The sequence below is a fragment of the Ruegeria sp. CDSA236 genome (assembly GCF_059611285.1).
The window spans coordinates 39,069-55,069 of record NZ_JBXWPG010000017.1 but is presented as its reverse complement, the minus strand read 5'-3'; the positions used below and the strand labels follow the sequence as shown (position 1 = coordinate 55,069).

At 56.7% G+C, this 16,001-nt stretch carries 17 protein-coding genes; 14 read left to right on the top strand and 3 right to left on the bottom strand.

Going from position 1 to position 16,001, the window contains the following annotated elements:
* Positions 1–77: 77 nt before the first annotated feature.
* Genes fabA through AC2FLB_RS19885 form a run of 4 tightly spaced genes read left to right on the top strand, consistent with a single transcriptional unit; the run spans position 78 to position 2,890 of the window.
* Positions 78–587 carry a bifunctional 3-hydroxydecanoyl-ACP dehydratase/trans-2-decenoyl-ACP isomerase gene (gene fabA, locus AC2FLB_RS19900; RefSeq protein WP_142639419.1) on the top strand — a complete coding sequence of 170 codons (510 nt, stop codon included), beginning with the start codon at positions 78–80 and terminating at the stop codon, positions 585–587.
* A 31-nt stretch (positions 588–618) separates the two neighbouring features.
* Positions 619–1,848 carry a beta-ketoacyl-ACP synthase I gene (fabB, locus tag AC2FLB_RS19895; RefSeq protein WP_496703544.1) on the top strand — a complete coding sequence of 410 codons (1,230 nt, stop codon included), beginning with the start codon at positions 619–621 and terminating at the stop codon, positions 1,846–1,848.
* A gap of 5 nt (positions 1,849–1,853) precedes the next feature.
* The gene (locus AC2FLB_RS19890; protein WP_142639415.1) at positions 1,854–2,645 is read left to right on the top strand and encodes an enoyl-ACP reductase FabI; all 792 of its coding nucleotides are present in this window, start codon (positions 1,854–1,856) and stop codon (positions 2,643–2,645) included.
* A 59-nt stretch (positions 2,646–2,704) separates the two neighbouring features.
* A complete protein-coding gene (locus tag AC2FLB_RS19885) occupies positions 2,705–2,890 on the top strand; it encodes a hypothetical protein (RefSeq protein WP_142639413.1) in 186 nt (61 codons plus the stop codon).
* A 15-nt stretch (positions 2,891–2,905) separates the two neighbouring features.
* Here the strand turns inward: AC2FLB_RS19885 and AC2FLB_RS19880 are convergent, their stop codons facing one another.
* A complete protein-coding gene (locus AC2FLB_RS19880; RefSeq protein WP_142639411.1) occupies positions 2,906–3,334 on the bottom strand; it encodes an FKBP-type peptidyl-prolyl cis-trans isomerase in 429 nt (142 codons plus the stop codon).
* A gap of 109 nt (positions 3,335–3,443) precedes the next feature.
* On the opposite strand from AC2FLB_RS19880, the gene AC2FLB_RS19875 reads away from it, so the two are divergent.
* The 9 genes from AC2FLB_RS19875 (at position 3,444) to AC2FLB_RS19835 (ending at position 11,622) form a co-directional block, all read left to right on the top strand.
* A complete protein-coding gene (locus AC2FLB_RS19875; protein WP_496704095.1) occupies positions 3,444–4,130 on the top strand; it encodes a haloacid dehalogenase type II in 687 nt (228 codons plus the stop codon).
* Positions 4,130–4,957: an alpha/beta fold hydrolase gene (locus AC2FLB_RS19870; protein WP_496709928.1), complete on the top strand. Its 828-nt coding sequence runs from the start codon at positions 4,130–4,132 to the stop codon at positions 4,955–4,957. The genes AC2FLB_RS19875 and AC2FLB_RS19870 overlap by 1 nt, the downstream gene beginning before the upstream one ends.
* Positions 4,954–5,928, top strand: a complete 975-nt coding sequence (locus tag AC2FLB_RS19865) for a threonine ammonia-lyase (protein ID WP_496709927.1) — start codon at positions 4,954–4,956, stop codon at positions 5,926–5,928. Before AC2FLB_RS19870 ends, AC2FLB_RS19865 begins: the two co-directional genes overlap by 4 nt.
* A 57-nt stretch (positions 5,929–5,985) precedes the next feature.
* On the top strand, positions 5,986–6,774 hold the full coding sequence (pcaD, locus tag AC2FLB_RS19860) for a 3-oxoadipate enol-lactonase (protein WP_496692936.1): 789 nt from the start codon (positions 5,986–5,988) through the stop codon (positions 6,772–6,774).
* A 12-nt stretch (positions 6,775–6,786) separates the two neighbouring features.
* The gene (locus AC2FLB_RS19855; RefSeq protein ID WP_496692935.1) at positions 6,787–7,512 is read left to right on the top strand and encodes an alpha/beta fold hydrolase; all 726 of its coding nucleotides are present in this window, start codon (positions 6,787–6,789) and stop codon (positions 7,510–7,512) included.
* Positions 7,513–7,585: 73 nt separating this feature from the next.
* On the top strand, positions 7,586–8,785 hold the full coding sequence (locus AC2FLB_RS19850) for a TCR/Tet family MFS transporter (RefSeq protein WP_496690370.1): 1,200 nt from the start codon (positions 7,586–7,588) through the stop codon (positions 8,783–8,785).
* 82 nt (positions 8,786–8,867) lie between these two features.
* On the top strand, positions 8,868–9,962 hold the full coding sequence (locus tag AC2FLB_RS19845) for a Zn-dependent alcohol dehydrogenase (RefSeq protein ID WP_496709945.1): 1,095 nt from the start codon (positions 8,868–8,870) through the stop codon (positions 9,960–9,962).
* A 24-nt stretch (positions 9,963–9,986) separates the two neighbouring features.
* Positions 9,987–11,219: a mandelate racemase/muconate lactonizing enzyme family protein gene (locus tag AC2FLB_RS19840; protein ID WP_496709926.1), complete on the top strand. Its 1,233-nt coding sequence runs from the start codon at positions 9,987–9,989 to the stop codon at positions 11,217–11,219.
* 109 nt (positions 11,220–11,328) lie between these two features.
* Positions 11,329–11,622 carry an ArsR/SmtB family transcription factor gene (locus AC2FLB_RS19835; RefSeq protein ID WP_142639497.1) on the top strand — a complete coding sequence of 98 codons (294 nt, stop codon included), beginning with the start codon at positions 11,329–11,331 and terminating at the stop codon, positions 11,620–11,622.
* On the opposite strand, the gene AC2FLB_RS19830 is transcribed toward AC2FLB_RS19835, so the two are convergent.
* The gene (locus tag AC2FLB_RS19830; protein WP_496709944.1) at positions 11,619–14,615 is read right to left on the bottom strand and encodes an ABC transporter transmembrane domain-containing protein; all 2,997 of its coding nucleotides are present in this window, start codon (positions 14,613–14,615) and stop codon (positions 11,619–11,621) included. The two genes, AC2FLB_RS19835 and AC2FLB_RS19830, sit on opposite strands and share 4 nt — an antisense overlap.
* 244 nt (positions 14,616–14,859) lie before the next feature.
* Here AC2FLB_RS19830 and AC2FLB_RS19825 point away from each other — a divergent pair, with 244 nt between their 5' ends.
* Positions 14,860–15,219 (top strand): DUF3307 domain-containing protein, encoded by a 360-nt coding sequence (locus AC2FLB_RS19825; RefSeq protein WP_496692932.1) that lies wholly within the window; start codon positions 14,860–14,862, stop codon positions 15,217–15,219.
* Positions 15,220–15,239: 20 nt separating this feature from the next.
* Here AC2FLB_RS19825 and AC2FLB_RS19820 read toward each other — a convergent pair whose 3' ends face one another.
* Positions 15,240–15,962: a hypothetical protein gene (locus AC2FLB_RS19820; protein WP_496709925.1), complete on the bottom strand. Its 723-nt coding sequence runs from the start codon at positions 15,960–15,962 to the stop codon at positions 15,240–15,242.
* Positions 15,963–16,001: the final 39 nt, after the last annotated feature.

The following is a 16,001-nucleotide window of genomic DNA, read 5'->3' as shown; positions in this document are numbered from 1 at the left end:
GCTCTTGCAGGACCTTGCATACGGGTGCTAGACGAGACCAAATTAGATGGAAAGACCCCTGGCAGGAGAGGCGCAGAATGGCCCAATTCCCAAGCAGCTTTGACAAGGACGATCTGCTGAAATGCGCCCGCGGCGAACTATTCGGCCCCGGGAACGCACAGTTGCCCGCCCCGCCGATGTTGATGATGGATCGGATCACCGAGATTTCGGCCGATGGTGGCGCCCATGGCAAAGGTCATATTCTTGCTGAATTCGACATTACGCCCGACCTTTGGTTCTTTGATTGCCATTTCCCCGGCAACCCGATCATGCCCGGCTGCTTGGGCCTGGACGGTTTGTGGCAGCTGACCGGATTCAACCTGGGCTGGCGCGGCTGGCAAGGGCGCGGCATGGCCGTTGGAGTGGGCGAAGTCAAGCTGACAGGTATGGTACGCCCGGACCGCAAGATGCTGACCTATAAAATCGACTTCAAGAAAGCGATCCAGACCCGCCGCCTGACTATGGGTGTCGCAGATGGTATCGTCGAAGCCGACGGTGAGATGATTTACGATGTCAAGGACATGAAAGTAGTTCTGTCCGAAGCCTGAGCCTGACCGGCCCCAAATAAGGAGCACGCACATGCGTCGAGTAGTTGTCACCGGCTTGGGAGTTGTCTCTTCCATCGGGAACAATGCCGAAGAGGTTCTGACCTCACTCAAGGCCGGCAAGTCCGGCATCGTGGCCAATGACCAGATGGTCGAACATGGCTTTCGCAGCCAGATCGCCGGGTCGCTCAAAATCGACGTTAGCGAACATGTGGACAAGCGCACCCTGCGCTTTATGGGTCCCGGAGCGGCCTATGCGCATATCGCGATGAGCCAGGCGATTGCCGATTCCGGTCTGTCCGAAGACCAGGTTGCCAACCCACGTACCGGCCTTGTCGCCGGATCGGGCGGACCGTCGACCAGCGCCATGCTGACCGCACATCAGACCGTTCTGAAAAACGGGGCAACCAAGCGAATCGGTCCGTTTGCAGTTCCTAAATGCATGTGCTCAACCATTTCGGCCAACCTTGCGACCGCCTTCAAGATCAAGGGCATCAATTACTCGATCACTTCGGCCTGTTCGACCTCGTTGCATTGCATCGGCAATGCCGCAGAACAGATCATGATGGGCAAACAAGATGTAATGTTCGCGGGCGGCGGGGAAGAGCTGGACTGGACCTTGTCCTGTCTGTTCGATGCAATGGGTGCCATGTCGTCGAAATACAACGATGCGCCCGAAAAAGCTTCTCGTGCATTCGACCAAGACCGCGACGGGTTCGTGATATCCGGCGGAGGCGGTATTGTCGTGCTGGAAGATCTGGAACACGCATTGGCACGCGGCGCCAAAATCTATGCTGAAGTGACGGGTTTTGCAGCAACCTCCGACGGTCACGACATGGTAGCCCCCTCTGGCGAAGGTGGCGAACGCGCCATGCGTCTGGCGCTGGACACCCTGCCCGAAGGCCGCAAGGTCGACTACATCAATGCCCATGGCACCTCGACCCCGGTCGGAGATGTCGGCGAAGTCGAAGCTGTGCGCCGTATTTTTGGCGAGGGCAGCGTGCCGCCGATTTCCTCGACCAAGTCGATGACAGGTCACGCACAAGGTGCGGCTGGCGCGCTGGAGGCTATTTTCTGCCTTTTGATGCTGGAACATGATTTTATAACGCCGTCGATCAACGTCGACACGCTTGCCGAGGGCATCCAGCCCGGAGAAATTGCAACTCAGCTAGTTGAAAATGCAGGTTTGGACAGCGTCATGACCAACAGCTTCGGCTTTGGTGGGACGAACGGGTCCATGGTTCTTTCAAAGTATAACGGGTGAATGGAATGTCAGATCTAATGAAAGGCAAACGCGGCCTCGTTATGGGCGTGGCGAATGACCGTTCGATTGCATGGGGCATCGCAAAAGCCATGCACGAAGCGGGCGCCGAATTGGCATTCACCTATCAGGGCGAGGCATTCGGAAAGCGGCTGGAACCGCTGGCGCAGAGCCTTGGCAGCGATTTCATGGTCGATGCGGACGTCACCGATGACGAGTCGTTGGATCGCGCTTTTGACGAGCTTGCCCAGCGCTGGCCCACCATAGATTTTGTGGTCCACGCCGTCGCCTATTCCGACAAGTCCGAACTAACCGGACGGTTCCTGGACACCAGCCGGGCGAATTTCAAGAATTCGATGGATATTTCGGCCTATTCGCTGATCGAAGTGGCCCGCCGCGCCTATCCGATGATGAAAGAAAACGGCGGCACGATCCTGACGCTGACTTATCAGGGATCTAACCGAGTTGTGCCCAACTACAACGTAATGGGTGTGGCCAAAGCTGCGCTAGAATCAGCGACCCGTTATCTGGCCAACGATCTTGGACCTGACGGAATCCGGGTGAACGCAATCTCTCCGGGTCCGATGAAAACTCTGGCCGGTGCGGCCATCGGTGGGGCCCGCAAAACCTTCAAGTTCTGCGACCAGAACGCACCGATGCGCAGCAATGCCACGCTTGAGGCTGTCGGCGGCACCGCGGTTTATCTGGCTTCAGATGCGGGGGCCTGCACCTCGGGCGAAGTTATTCGTGTTGATGGTGGCTTCCACGTTCTGGGAATGCCTCAACCGGACCATATGTGACCATTTCTTTCCCTGTCAGTGCCAAGATTTGACCATCTTTCGCAGGCAGGGATAGTTGCATGAACAAAGCAGAGCAAATCATCGCCAGCAGCAAGCGGGTTTCCCGCCGAAAACCGGGTTTTCTGGGGTTTAGGGGCCGCGTCGCCTTGATGACCCTAACAATGCTGCTGATGCTGTTTGTATTCTTCACTCAGCCGCATGTACGCGAGATCTTTGCATCATGGACCAGCCTGTTTTCAGGCTGATCCAGATCACGAAACTCAATTCACCGAAACCACTTCGATTTCGAAAATCAGGTCCCTTCCGGCCAGAGGATGGTTCGCGTCTAGCGTGACGGTCACCTCATCAGCCTCGACAACAGTTACCGGCAATGCGTGCCCTTCGGGCGTTTGCATCTGCAACTGGGTGCCGGGTTCAAGCGGGATGTCGTCCGGAATACCTTCGCGTGGTATGCTCTGACGCATTTCGGGATTGATCGGCCCATAAGCATCAACGCAGGCGATCTCGACACGTTTTTTGTCCCCGGCCACCAGACCAGGCATTGCACTGTCCAATCCGGGAATAATCTGCCCGGACCCCACCTCGAATTCCAGTGGATCGCGCCCTTGTGAACTGTCAAAGACATTCCCGTCCTGCAACGTACCGGTATAGTGGATGCGAACTGTGTCGCCCTGTTTTATCGCTGTCATTTTGGCCTCCGGCCGATAGAAAATTGAGCGGTCAAACCTAGGCAATGAAGCAACATTGTAAACCCTTAGCACTTTTGCAAACCTGCACCGAATGAACGGAGGGGAATTGATGCCGATCACAACCTGCATTTTTGATGCATACGGCACGTTGTTCGATGTGGCCGCAGCCGCAAGGCAAGCTGCATCAGAACCCGGCTTTGAGGCGTTACAGCAGAAATGGCCGGATCTGGCCAATCACTGGCGCCTGAAACAGTTGCAATACACCTGGCTGCGTGCGGTGGCCGATGCACATGCAGATTTCTGGGACGTCACGCAAGACGGTCTGGATTGGGCACTAGAGGCAACGGGGCTGGACCAGCACCCGGCCCTACGCCAGCGCCTGCTTGATCTCTACTGGGAATTGCAGGCCTATCCCGAGGTTCCCGAAATGCTGGCCACCCTGAAGGCCGGCGGGATGCAGACTGCGATCTTGTCGAACGGATCACCGCCGATGCTGGATGGTGCGGTTCAATCCGCAGGGATAAGCGGCGTTCTGGATGATATTCTGTCGGTCGAAAGCGTCGGCGTCTTCAAACCGCATGCCAAGGTTTATGATCTGGTCGCGCAGAGCTTCGGCTGCGAGCGCGACGAAGTCTTGTTCGTCAGCTCAAATGGCTGGGACGCGGCGGGGGCCAGTGGCTATGGTTTCGTCACCGCCTGGGTCAACCGAGCGAACGAACCAATGGATCGGTTGCCATGGCAGCCAACGCATGTACTGTCCGACCTGACATCCATTCCGGAACTTGCAGGACTCTGATGCCCTTTTTTTCGACCAACGACGGCAAACGCCTCTATTTCGAAGACACCGGCAGCGGCAGGCCGGTCCTGTGTCTGGCAGGCCTTACCCGAAACAGCCGGGATTTCTCATTTCTTGCCCCGCACATGACCGATTGGCGGATGATCGCGATGGATTATCGCGGGCGCGGGCAATCCGAGCATGACTCGGATCACGGGAACTATAGCCTGTTACGCGAATCTCAGGACGTGATCGATCTGCTGGATCATCTTGGCCTGGATCAGGTGGCCGTGATTGGGACCTCACGTGGAGGCCTGATCGCGATGACCTTGGCCACCACCCACCCAAAGCGGCTGGCGGCTGTTGTGCTCAATGATGTTGGTCCGGTCTTTAACCCATCGGGCATCGCCAAAATAATGGAATATGTCGGCAAGCAACCGGTCTCGAAAACCTATGACGAGGCCGCGCAGGCGCTTCAGCACATGATGGGCCCGCAGTTTCCAGGGATTTCACTGGAAAGATGGCGGCAGATGGCTGAATTTCAAAATCAGGAAACGACAGAAGGTTTGACCCTGCGCTATGATCCGGCCCTGCGCACAGCGCTGCTGGAACAGGCCGCAGCCGGGGCAATCCCGGATATGTGGATGTTCTTCGAGGCCCTGCACGACATCCCAACGGGTGTCATTCGCGGTGAAAATTCCGATCTTCTGAGCGCGCAGACATTGGCCGAGATGCAGAACCGGCATCCGGGGTTGATCTCGGCTACCGTGCCCGATCGCGGACACGTGCCGTTTCTGGACGAAGCTCAATCATTGGGCGTTATTCGCAAAGTACTGGACGCGGCATGAGCACACTTGAAATGATCGAAGCCGCAGCCCTGCGTCTGCAAGGGCACGTCAGAGAAACACCAATCCTGACCTCTCCGTTTTTGGATGAAATCGCGGGACGCCGCGTGTTGGTAAAACCGGAATGCCTGCAGCACACCGGCAGTTTCAAGTTTCGCGGGGCGTGGTCGGCCATTTCGGGCCTCAGTGAAGCAGACCGAAAGAAAGGTGTGATCGCCTATTCCTCGGGCAATCATGCTCAGGGCGTGGCTTATGCCGCCGCACAGCATGGTATTTCGGCTGTTATCATCATGCCGTCGGATGCCCCAAAGCTCAAAATCGACAACACGCGCGCGCTGGAGGCCGAGGTGGTTCTGTACGACCGCGCCAATGAAAGCCGCGAAGAGATCGGCGAAGCCCTGGCATCCGAGCGCGGCCTGACCTTGATCCGCCCCTATGATGAGCCGCTGGTGATCGCCGGACAAGGCACAACCGGGCTGGAAATCGCGCGTCAGGCTGCTGCTCTGGGTGTGGAACAGGCCGATGTGCTGGTCTGTTGCGGCGGCGGGGGGTTGACCTCGGGTATTGCGCTTGCGCTCGAAGGGCACGCACCCGGTCTGCGCGCTCGCCCCTGCGAGCCCGAAGGGTTTGACGACGTCAAACGCTCATTAGCGCTGGGACGGATACAGAACAACGCGGCCGCATCTGGCAATATCTGCGACGCCATTCTGACCCCGCAACCCGGCGACATCACCTTTCCGATCCTGCAACGGCTGTGCGGTCCCGGCCTGTCTGTGACCGAAGAAGAGGCGATGCGCGCCATGGCTTTGGCCTTTCTGCGCCTGAAGATCGTGCTGGAACCGGGCGGTGCGGTTTCCCTGGCCGCAGCGTTGTTTCGCAGGTCCGAAATTCAAGGAGACGCCGTTATCATTGTCGCATCGGGTGGCAATGCGGACCCGGACGTCTTTGCCAAAGCTATGGAGTTCCTGACCTGACAACCGCCGTCGGTTCCGGCAGCGTGTCAGTTCAGCATGCAAAGACAGAGGATTTTTATGCAGATAGCTGACCTTGGGGATGTACAGCTTCATTACCGGATCGACGGCGACCCACAAGGCGCGCCGATCGTGTTCGCGAACTCGCTGGGCACTGATCTGCGCCTGTGGGACGCGATGCTGCCATACCTGCCTGATGGGCTGCGAGTCATTCGATATGACAAACGCGGGCATGGCCTGTCCTCGGCGCCTCAGGCGCCCTATTCGATGGGGGCGCTGATCCGCGATGCCGAAGGCCTTCTGGATCACCTAAAGGTCCGAGATTGCGTTTTTGTCGGTCTGTCCATCGGCGGGATGATCGCGCAGGGTCTGGCCGTCAAACGCCTGGATTTGATTCGCGGGCTGGTTCTGTCAAATACAGCGGCCAAAATAGCCACCCCGGCGATTTGGGCGGACCGTATCGAAGCCGTCCGGATCGGCGGCATCGAAATGTTAGCCGACTCAACTATGGAGCGCTGGTTCTCGCGGGCTTTCCACGCGTCGCCCCAGCACCTGCTATGGCGCAACATGATGGTGCGGCAACCTGTTGAAGGTTATCTGGGATGTTGCGCCGCCATTTCCGGAACCGATTTTTACACGCCGACAAGTGGCCTGCGTTTGCCGACTTTGGGCATTGCGGGCAGCGAGGATGGCTCTACCCCGCCGGATCTAGTAAAAGAAACCATTGATCTTATTCCCGGTGCCCGTTTCGAATTGATACGCAAAGCGGGCCATCTGCCCTGCGTCGAACAACCCATTGAATACGCGGCGCTACTAAAAGACTTTTTGACTGGCATCGGTCATATCTGAAGGAGCATTGCTTTGGCGGATTTTCTGTTGGTCCATGGCTCATGCCATGGTGCCTGGTGTTGGAGAGATTTGATCCCAGCACTTGAAACACGCGGCCATTCGGTCCGCGCAATTGATATGCCCAGCCACGGATCTGACCCGACGTCGATCGACCAGGTGACCCTGGACAGTTGCCGGAACGCCGTTCTGGCTGCGAGCAGATCGGATACGATCATCGTCGGCCATTCTTGGGGGGGATACCCCATTAGTGCCGCCGCCGAATTGAGACCGGATGCGATGCGCGGACTTGTTTTCCTGTCCGCCTACGTCCCCGAGAACGGATTGTCGATGGTCGAGATGCGCCGGAAATCACCGCGGCAAACAATAGTTGATGCCGTCGAAAAATCGACTGACGGGCTGTCCTATACGGTCAAACCCGATAGCGTGAAGGCCTTGTTTTACCACGACTGCCCGGAAGAGGTCCTGCTTTATGCGCTGGCTCGGCTTTGCCCGCAGGCCATTGCACCTCAGGAGACACGGCTTACCCTGACAGCACATTTTCAGGATATGCCCAAAGCATATATCCGAACACTCGACGACAATACCATCCCGCCTGAATACCAGCACATCATGAGCCTCAGCATGCCCGAGGGAATGCGCCATTCCATCCAAAGCTCTCATTCGCCATTCTTTTCGCACCCTGAAAAACTGGCCGATCTATTGGACGACATCGCGCAGGGCTTTGATACTCTTGACTGATCTGCGAAATCTTGCGGCTTTCCTCTGAACCTGACCCCCGATAGGGTGCCCGAAACTTTCTTTGTCGGTTCCCATGCGCTTACCTTTTCTGTTTGTTCTTGCCACTGTCATGATTGATGCAATGGGGATTGGCCTTGTGCTGCCCATTATGCCCGAGCTCATTATTGATGTTCAGGGTGGTACGCTGGCCAGCGCGGCGATCTGGGGCGGCGTCCTAAGCACCGCTTTTGCAGCGATGCAATTTATCTTTGGACCGATCCTGGGCAACCTGTCTGACGCTTTCGGGCGCAGGGGGGTATTGTTGGTATCGCTGTTTGTCATGTCGCTGGACTATGTGGTCATGGCGCTTGCTGGCAGTATCTGGCTATTACTTGCCGGTCGGATCGTCGGCGGGATCACAGCCGCAACTCATTCCACCGCCGCGGCGTTCATGGCGGATGTGTCGAAACCCCACGAAAAAGCTGCGAATTTCGGTCTGTTAGGGGCGGCATTCGGGGTTGGCTTTGTCCTGGGTCCGGTCATCGGCGGATTGCTGAGCGAATATGGGACCCGTGCGCCCTTCTGGGCTGCCGCAGCGCTTTCGGCCATAACATTCGGCGTCGGTTTGATGGTGATGCCTGAAACGGTGACCGATAAGAACCGGCGCCCGTTCAGCCTGCGCCGCGCTAACCCCGTGAATTCACTGCGTGCCATCGCGGCGCTGCCGGGGATCCGTCCGATGTTGTGGGTCTATTTCCTCTATTCTGTCTCAATCTATGTCTATCCGGCCATTTGGGCCTATTTCACCGCCGAGCGTTTTGGATGGTCACCCCAGATGATTGGTGTGTCGCTGGGACTTTACGGAATTGGAATGGCCGCGGTTCAGGGCGGATTGATACGCCCCGCCACACGTTATCTCGGCGAACGCGTAACAATCCTTCTCGGGATGGTGTTCGAGATTGTCAGCTTTTTGCTTCTGGCTTTTCTGACCAATGGAATAATCGCGCTGATGCTGATCCCGATCACGGCTATCGGCGCAGTCGCAACCCCGGCAATCCAGGCTCTGGCCTCGCGCGCAACACCAGATTCGCAACAAGGAGAGCTTCAGGGCGTGCTAACTTCACTGCACGCGCTTTCCATGGTGATTTCCCCTCTGGTCATGAGCAGCGTATTTGCCTGGTTCGCAAAGCCCGGCACCGCCATCTATTTTCCCGGCGCGCCGTTTCTTCTGGCCATGTGCCTTATGATTGTCGGCCTTATCCTCTTTTACAGATCTCGCCCCATTTCTGCATAACAACGACATGACGATGACGGTTTCGGCCTTGCAGGTCATTCCGAACCGCGCCACCGTGATTAAAACCGAATACGAGGACATCATGCAATCCATCAAGGCGGCCGTATGTCGGGCATTCGACAAACCCCTGGTCATAGAAGACGTGCTGATCGCCCCGCCCGCCGCCGGCGAAGTCGAGGTCACCCTAGATGCGGTTGCGATCTGCCATTCCGACATTTCTTTCGCCAGCGGCGCCTGGGGTGGATTCCTGCCCGCTGTATATGGCCATGAGGCCGCGGGTGTGATCACCGCAACGGGCGGCATGACCGAAGGGTTCGAGGTTGGCGATTCCGTCGTGGTGACGCTGATCCGTGCATGCGGTTCCTGCCCCTCCTGCGCGGGTGGCAAGCCAACCTTATGTGAAACACCCCACGACACTGTAAAAGGTCCGTTGCGCACCGCTGACGGGGGCCCGCTGGAGCAAGCAATGGCGTGCGGGGCTTTTGCCGAAAAAGTCGTGGTCAGCCACCGGCAGATCGTGAAAATCCCCGAGGACATGCCGAAGGATGTGGCCAGTCTGCTGTCTTGCGGGGTGATCACCGGTGTGGGCGCTGCCGTGAATGCAGCCGGTCTGCGCCCGGGTCAGGATGTCGTCGTGATCGGGGCCGGAGGCGTTGGCCTGAACGCCATACAAGGCGCACGGATTGCGGGTGCCCGGCGTATCGTTGCTGTCGACATGACCGAGGACAAACTGGCCATTGCAAAGGAATTTGGTGCAACCCACGGCGTTCTGGCCACTTTGGACGCACCATGGAAGGCAGCTTACCGCGCACTTGGCGGTCGAGGGGCCGATGCCGTGCTGATCACAGTCGGTGCAATCCCGGCCTATGACCAGGCCGTTCGCTATCTTGGCCGAGGCGGTAAGGCCATCATGATCGGGATGCCCCATTCCGGCGACATGGCAAGCTATGAACCTGTTGTCCTGGCCGCACTTGGTCAGGGGCTGATCGGGTCAAAGATGGGGGATGTGGTGATCCAACGTGATATTCCCTGGATGATCGACCTGTATGAACAGGGGCGGCTGAGGCTGGATGAACTGATCTCGGGCCGCTGGTCCTTGTCGCAAATCAACGAGGCGATTGCGGATACCAAAACCGGATCGGCCAAACGAAACGTCATCATGTTTGACAGGGCCTAAGCAGCCCCGGCTGGAGTATATCCTATGAAACTGCAGGATCTCGATATCATTGTCACGGCCCCCCCTGCTCCGGGTTGGGGTGGCCGGTACTGGATACTGGTAAAGGTTACTACCGACACAGGCGTCACCGGTTGGGGCGAATGCTATGCCTCATCCATTGGACCTGAAGCTATGTGTCACGTAATCCGGGATGTCTTTGAACGGCATATGCTCGGCGAGAACCCCGAGAATATCGAGCTTATGTTCCGCCGCGTCTATTCCAGCGGCTTTACCCAGCGCCCCGACCTGACCGTAATGGGTGCGTTTTCAGGGTTGGAAATCGCGTGTTGGGACATTCTGGGTAAAGATCGCGACCGTCCGGTTTATGCGCTTTTGGGTGGGCTGGTTAATCAACGCATCCGGGCCTACACCTACCTTTACCCCCTGCCCCAGCATGACCTGGCCGACTTTTGGACTTCGCCCGACCAGGCCGCGGAATGTGCAGCTGAAATGGTGAGCCGCGGCTTCACGGCAGTAAAATTTGATCCCGCTGGTCCCTACACGATCCGTGGCGGGCATATGCCTGCTATGTCCGACATCTCGATGTCAGTTGCCTTTTGCAAAGCGATCCGTGAAGCGGTCGGCGACAGGGCCGACCTGTTGTTTGGCACCCACGGTCAGTTCAACACCGCAGGCGCAATCCGGCTGGGTCAGGCGCTGGAACCCTATTCACCGCTTTGGTTCGAAGAACCTACCCCACCTGACATGATCGACGACATGGCCCGCGTCGCTCGCAACGTGCGAATACCCGTGGCAACCGGGGAACGCATGACCACCAAAGCCGAATTCGGTGCAGTTTTGCGCGCAGGTGCTGCAGAAATCCTGCAACCCGCGCTTGGGCGTGCAGGTGGGATATGGGAGATGAAGAAAGTCGCAGCCATGGCCGAGATATTCAACGCCCAGATGGCTCCGCATCTCTATGCTGGTCCAGTTGAATGGGCCGCCAACATCCATCTGGCAGCCTCAATCCCAAATCTGCTGTTGCTGGAAACCATTGATACGCCGTATCACGACGCTTTGATCAAAGGTTCACTGCGCGTTGAAAATGGCTTTGTCGTGGCACCGAATGCGCCAGGGTTGGGGATCGAAGTGGACGAAGATCTGGCCCGCTCACACCCCTATACCGGCGATGGGTTGCACCTTCAGATGCAGGAAGAACCTTGCGACTATGCCAACGGCAACGCCTTTCAGGGCGGTGCCCCTGCTGCAAAGGGGTGACAAGTACTGAAATTCTGAGTCATATTGCGCCAAAGCCAAGTTTGGAACCTATACGCGCGTGACAGTTCAAGACCACGAAACACTGAATACGGACGAAACTCCGCCCGGCATGCAGGAAAGTGCAGCACGTGCCGCCGCGTACCTGAAGACGCTGGCGCATGAAGGCCGCCTGATGATTTTGTGCCATCTGGGTGATGGCGAGAAATCGGTTGGTGAGCTGGAAAAACTGCTGCAAATCCGGCAAGCCGCAGTCAGTCAGATGTTGGCGCGCCTACGAGAAGAACAGCTGGTGTCGACACGGCGCGATGGCAAAACCATCTACTATTCCCTGCAAGACGGAAATACAGCGAAAGTCATCCAGCTGCTATACGACCTGTTCTGCAAACCTGAAGCCAACCCCTAGTTCGAAACATAGCCGGCGATCACCTGCATCAGCTTGAAAGCGGTTGCGGCATCGTTTTCGACCACGGCCAGGAATTCTTCCTCACCGATACGCAGACAAGACAGGTCGGTTTCCGCAATCATGCTCAGGGCGCGGGGTTCCTTTCGGATCAACCCCAACTCTCCGACCAATGCGCCGGAGCCAACCGTTGCGATCAGTTGATCGGGACCTTCTGATTGCGGCAAATACAGGCCTGCCTCGCCTTCCAAAACGACATAGGCCCCATCGGTGGGCTGGTCGTCTTTCAGGAACACCACCTCTCCCGGTTGGGCCTGGAACCAGCGCGCACCAAATGCCAGAAGGCGCAGCTGTCTGCGGTCAAGACCGGAAAACAGCGGCGTCTGTTCCAGCGCACGAAGCTTGCGCGCCAAATCGGCTGATGCTGCGCTATCTTCTTCCACGTCGGCGGGTCCTTCGTCTGAAACCACACGACCTTGCCTTATTTCTATGAACATGTCGAATACGTCAGGGTTTTCGTACTGATCGTTCAGATAAATCACCGTCGCATTTGGCAATAGGGCGCGCAGGTTCTTATAGACCGCAATCTGAGTTTCCATGTCATAGCTTGCCAAGGCATTATCAAGGATCAGAATGTCGGGTTTCTTGATCGTAGCCCGCGTAAAGGCCAAAGGTTCGGCGAAAACCGCAGGCAGGTTCTGCCCGCCCAGCGAGACCGGTACATCGTAAATCAGCTCGACCACCAAAGGTCGGGCTCCGTTTTCAGAAAGGACATCAACGATCAGCTTACGGACCTCATCTGATCGCGCGCCGCCGATCTGGCTGACCTTACCGAACAAAGCGTTCTCCATCACGGTCAGACCGGGGGCAAACTCGGTTTCCTTCAGCGGTACGAAGACATCATTCAGATGTTGCAGCAGTTTTTCGGAGTGGCTTTGCCGCAATTCAAGTATGCGGTTTTTCAATTCATCCGTAAACGCGGGACCAATCTGTTCAGCCGAGATGACAAACGGAACCGCCAAAAGGTTGGCCAGTTGCCCATCATCCAGACCGCCGACACCTTCGTTTCGGGTGCGCTCTACCAGTTCGACTGCAGCTTCGTAGACTTCGGCCTGCAGGCCAAGCTTGCGGAACAACGGGTGGTCCGTGCCGTCCAACCCAAAGATCTGGCGCAACATATCTATGACATCGCGCGTCAGGCTGACCAGGGTTTCGTCCAAGCCCAGCTCGCGCAGCTGCCCCAAAAACACGCCCTGACGGGTCAGTATTTCCTGAGTGACCGGAACGCAGGGTGTCGCGAAAAGCAGGTTTTCCGCAACCGGCAAAGCCGCATTATACTTGTTGCGATCAAAGACCAGAGCCTGCTGTTGCAGCCCAGCCTTGACCACTGCCTCCTGAACTTTGGGCCGTAGTTCAACCAGTTTTCTGACCAACTCGGGGTGCTCGTTGGCTTCGAATGTCTGTTCAGCACCGCGCTGAAACAGGGCAGCGCCCGAACCAAGACCGTCGATCAGTTGTAACCACCAGTCGCGCAGGTCTTCCACGGTGTTCAAACCAGCCAGCGACGGGTCCAGCCAATCAACTCTAAACGGGTCGGTACTGTTGCCCGCTCGTCTTGTTTCAGCAAAGCCGGGGTCGTCTGATTCTGTCGACAGAGGACGAAGACGCATCGGCATCATCACATTGTCGCCCAATGTTCCCTGGAACATAACCGGTCGCGATGAGGCAAAACCGATCCGCGCAGCAATGACTCCCTGATGCAGCTTTGACAAATCTTCCTGCCCGACCGTTACCCTGCCGGAACTGGGCAGGATCTCTCGGGTCAGCAATTCCGAAACCGCGCGCCGGTCTTCTTCGCTGGGCGCAGCGATTCCGATGGTTTTACCGCCTGGGAATGTCAGATCGAGGTCGTCCAGAACCAGATTCCCGTCCATGTCACGAACAGATGCATGTTTCAGAACAATATCCCCGTCCAGCCTGGGATGTTTGTCGGGCTCGCCTTCGAACAGACTTTCGTCCTGCATTCCAGAGGGCGCAAAGCGTTCGATCACAACATCCCAGCGCAAGGACATATCCTGTGTCTGGTTGTAATATGTGAGCAACTCTTTCCAAGGCGAACTGAGATCCTTGTAAGCCGCCAAAGCCGCAACCAACGCCCCCAACGAGACCGAGCCCTGCAAGACCAGAATGCCGCCAACCAGATAGAACAGGAATGGGGTAAGCTGCGAAATGAAGTTGTTGATGAACTTCATAAAGAACTTTTTCTGGTAGATATCGAAGCGGATTTCAAACAACCGGCCCAGCTGATCCGAGATCATTGCCCGGCGATACCGCCAGCCACCATTTGCCCGCAGCGTTGACGCACCTGCTGCGTTTTCACCAATCTGTGCAGCCAGCACGCGCACTTCCTGGATGCGGCTTTTGTTCAACAGATTGATCTGGCGCTGCAGCTTTGGGATCAACCAGGCCTGTAACGGGATCAGAGAAACGGCAGCAAGCCCGAACCAAAAGCTCTGTAGGAACAGGAAGGACAGGATCGTGATCATCTGTCCCGCCTGCAATACCGGCTGGCTGATCGCATCGCCCATCAGCCCACCCATCGGCTCGCTTTCAGCGGTGATCATCGACACCATTTCGCCTTGGCTGACCCGTTCGAAATAGGGTTGCGGAAATCTCAAGGCGCGGCTGATCATCTGATACCGGAATCGGCGCAGCATCCGTTCGCTCAGGACGCCTTTCATGGTGTTGATGCGCATTTTCATCAAACCATGCGCCAGAACGGCGAGCAGAAACCCAATGCATAATATGATCAGAAAATTCGTTTGCGACAGGCTGTAGCCCAGCACATCAACAACAGGGGTCGCAGCCCCGATCGCGTCATTGATGATGCGCTTGGGCAGTTCCAGCGTCAGGTATAGCAGCGGAAACAAAGACGTGGTTACGGCCAGCAAAATCAGCTGGTCGCGCTTTGAATATTTCCAGATAAAACGGAAAATCGTGCGTTCTATGGAACCTGCCCCTGCTGCGGATCACTGACCCGGTCTTTACGAAATTCTCGTAAATTCAACAGTCTGAATTTACCGCAATCAAGCCTGCAGACGCAAATAGTTTCCGAATTGAACAGATATTTGCCGAATGTGAACAAGTTCATTTGCGCAACCTCACATTAGCCCCTACTGTTCGCTTTAGGACGATATCGGGAGGAGTCTTTTGCCTGCCACATTAGGCACTGTGTTATTGATGCTCTGCTTATTGCAGATCAAACATATGTTTGCAGATTTTTACCTCCAGACGCCCAAGATGCTGTCAGGCCGGGGTGAGTATTTTCACTGGGGACGCGCGCAACATGCTGCTGTGCATGTTGTTGGTTCGGTATTGGTCTTTTTGGTTTTCGGCGCTCCGCTGCCGTTTATCCTGATCATTGCCGCGCTAGAGTGGATAGTTCATTTCAACATCGATTTTGCCAAAGCCAGCTATTCCGACAAAAAACAGCTTATGCCGACTCAGGCAGCCTTTTGGCGGGCAGCCGGGCTGGATCAGTGCATGCATAATCTGACCTATGTGGCAATGGTCTGGGCCTGGGCGACATTCGCGGCCTGAACCAGAAATACCACAGCAATTCAGAGCTGAGAGGCCGATGGATAGAGCGATAGCCACCGCTGGTCCAAGGCATCAATCTTCTGCGGGTCGAACTCGGTCTCAACCTCCCAGTACCGGCCAGACTCCACGAAATATCCAAGATCCGACTCCGACCGTATGATCTCAGCCATCCCCGATGTAGAAGGCATCTCGACCGAAGACAAATCTTCGCTGTCGACCGAGGGGTAAACCAGTCGGCTTGGCCCTTCGGACAATCGCACTGTGCGACAGCCCTGCGCTGCAGCAAACAACCCTAGTCGCGCCGACTTCGCCTCGAGCAGTCGCAAGGTCACATCGGGTCGCAACGGATCTGCGGCTCCGTTGCCGTAGAAATGTGTCCGACCCTGTCCGGAATAGATCATATCGCAACCGCAATAAGCCAGAACCGAGGGCTGTAATGCAGACAAAGCCCAGTATCCGGCGGTAAAGGCCATCGTACCCCCGGCATAGACAAACCCACCGAAATCGTTCTGTATCGGAACGTATTCATTTGCAGTGACTATACGCTGAATGTCACTGACAGATGTGGGCATGTTCTTGGTCGGAAAATCCTCGGGGTGGATCAGAAAATCCCAGTCCGCGCGGACCCGCCAAGCATTGTTGATAGCGACTATATGCGTGAACGGTGTACGCGCCCAGTCCCGCGCACACAGCGCCGTGGGGGCGCTGCCGAGGATCAGAACCTTGTTCTTCGATTTGGTCATATGCGTCCGGGCTCAACTCGATCCCGTGAATGCTAGTGC

Coding starts and splice junctions, on each gene's coding strand:
- AC2FLB_RS19870 (WP_496709928.1), top strand. CDS start 4,130: ATGCCCTTTTTTTCGACCAACGACGGCAAACGCCTCTATTTCGAAGAC.
- AC2FLB_RS19835 (WP_142639497.1), top strand. CDS start 11,329: ATGCAGGAAAGTGCAGCACGTGCCGCCGCGTACCTGAAGACGCTGGCG.
- AC2FLB_RS19885 (WP_142639413.1), top strand. CDS start 2,705: ATGAACAAAGCAGAGCAAATCATCGCCAGCAGCAAGCGGGTTTCCCGC.
- AC2FLB_RS19840 (WP_496709926.1), top strand. CDS start 9,987: ATGAAACTGCAGGATCTCGATATCATTGTCACGGCCCCCCCTGCTCCG.
- AC2FLB_RS19850 (WP_496690370.1), top strand. CDS start 7,586: ATGCGCTTACCTTTTCTGTTTGTTCTTGCCACTGTCATGATTGATGCA.
- fabB (WP_496703544.1), top strand. CDS start 619: ATGCGTCGAGTAGTTGTCACCGGCTTGGGAGTTGTCTCTTCCATCGGG.
- AC2FLB_RS19880 (WP_142639411.1), bottom strand. CDS start 3,334: ATGACAGCGATAAAACAGGGCGACACAGTTCGCATCCACTATACCGGT.
- pcaD (WP_496692936.1), top strand. CDS start 5,986: ATGCAGATAGCTGACCTTGGGGATGTACAGCTTCATTACCGGATCGAC.
- AC2FLB_RS19820 (WP_496709925.1), bottom strand. CDS start 15,962: ATGACCAAATCGAAGAACAAGGTTCTGATCCTCGGCAGCGCCCCCACG.
- AC2FLB_RS19890 (WP_142639415.1), top strand. CDS start 1,854: ATGTCAGATCTAATGAAAGGCAAACGCGGCCTCGTTATGGGCGTGGCG.
- AC2FLB_RS19875 (WP_496704095.1), top strand. CDS start 3,444: ATGCCGATCACAACCTGCATTTTTGATGCATACGGCACGTTGTTCGAT.
- AC2FLB_RS19845 (WP_496709945.1), top strand. CDS start 8,868: ATGCAATCCATCAAGGCGGCCGTATGTCGGGCATTCGACAAACCCCTG.
- AC2FLB_RS19865 (WP_496709927.1), top strand. CDS start 4,954: ATGAGCACACTTGAAATGATCGAAGCCGCAGCCCTGCGTCTGCAAGGG.
- AC2FLB_RS19825 (WP_496692932.1), top strand. CDS start 14,860: ATGCTCTGCTTATTGCAGATCAAACATATGTTTGCAGATTTTTACCTC.
- fabA (WP_142639419.1), top strand. CDS start 78: ATGGCCCAATTCCCAAGCAGCTTTGACAAGGACGATCTGCTGAAATGC.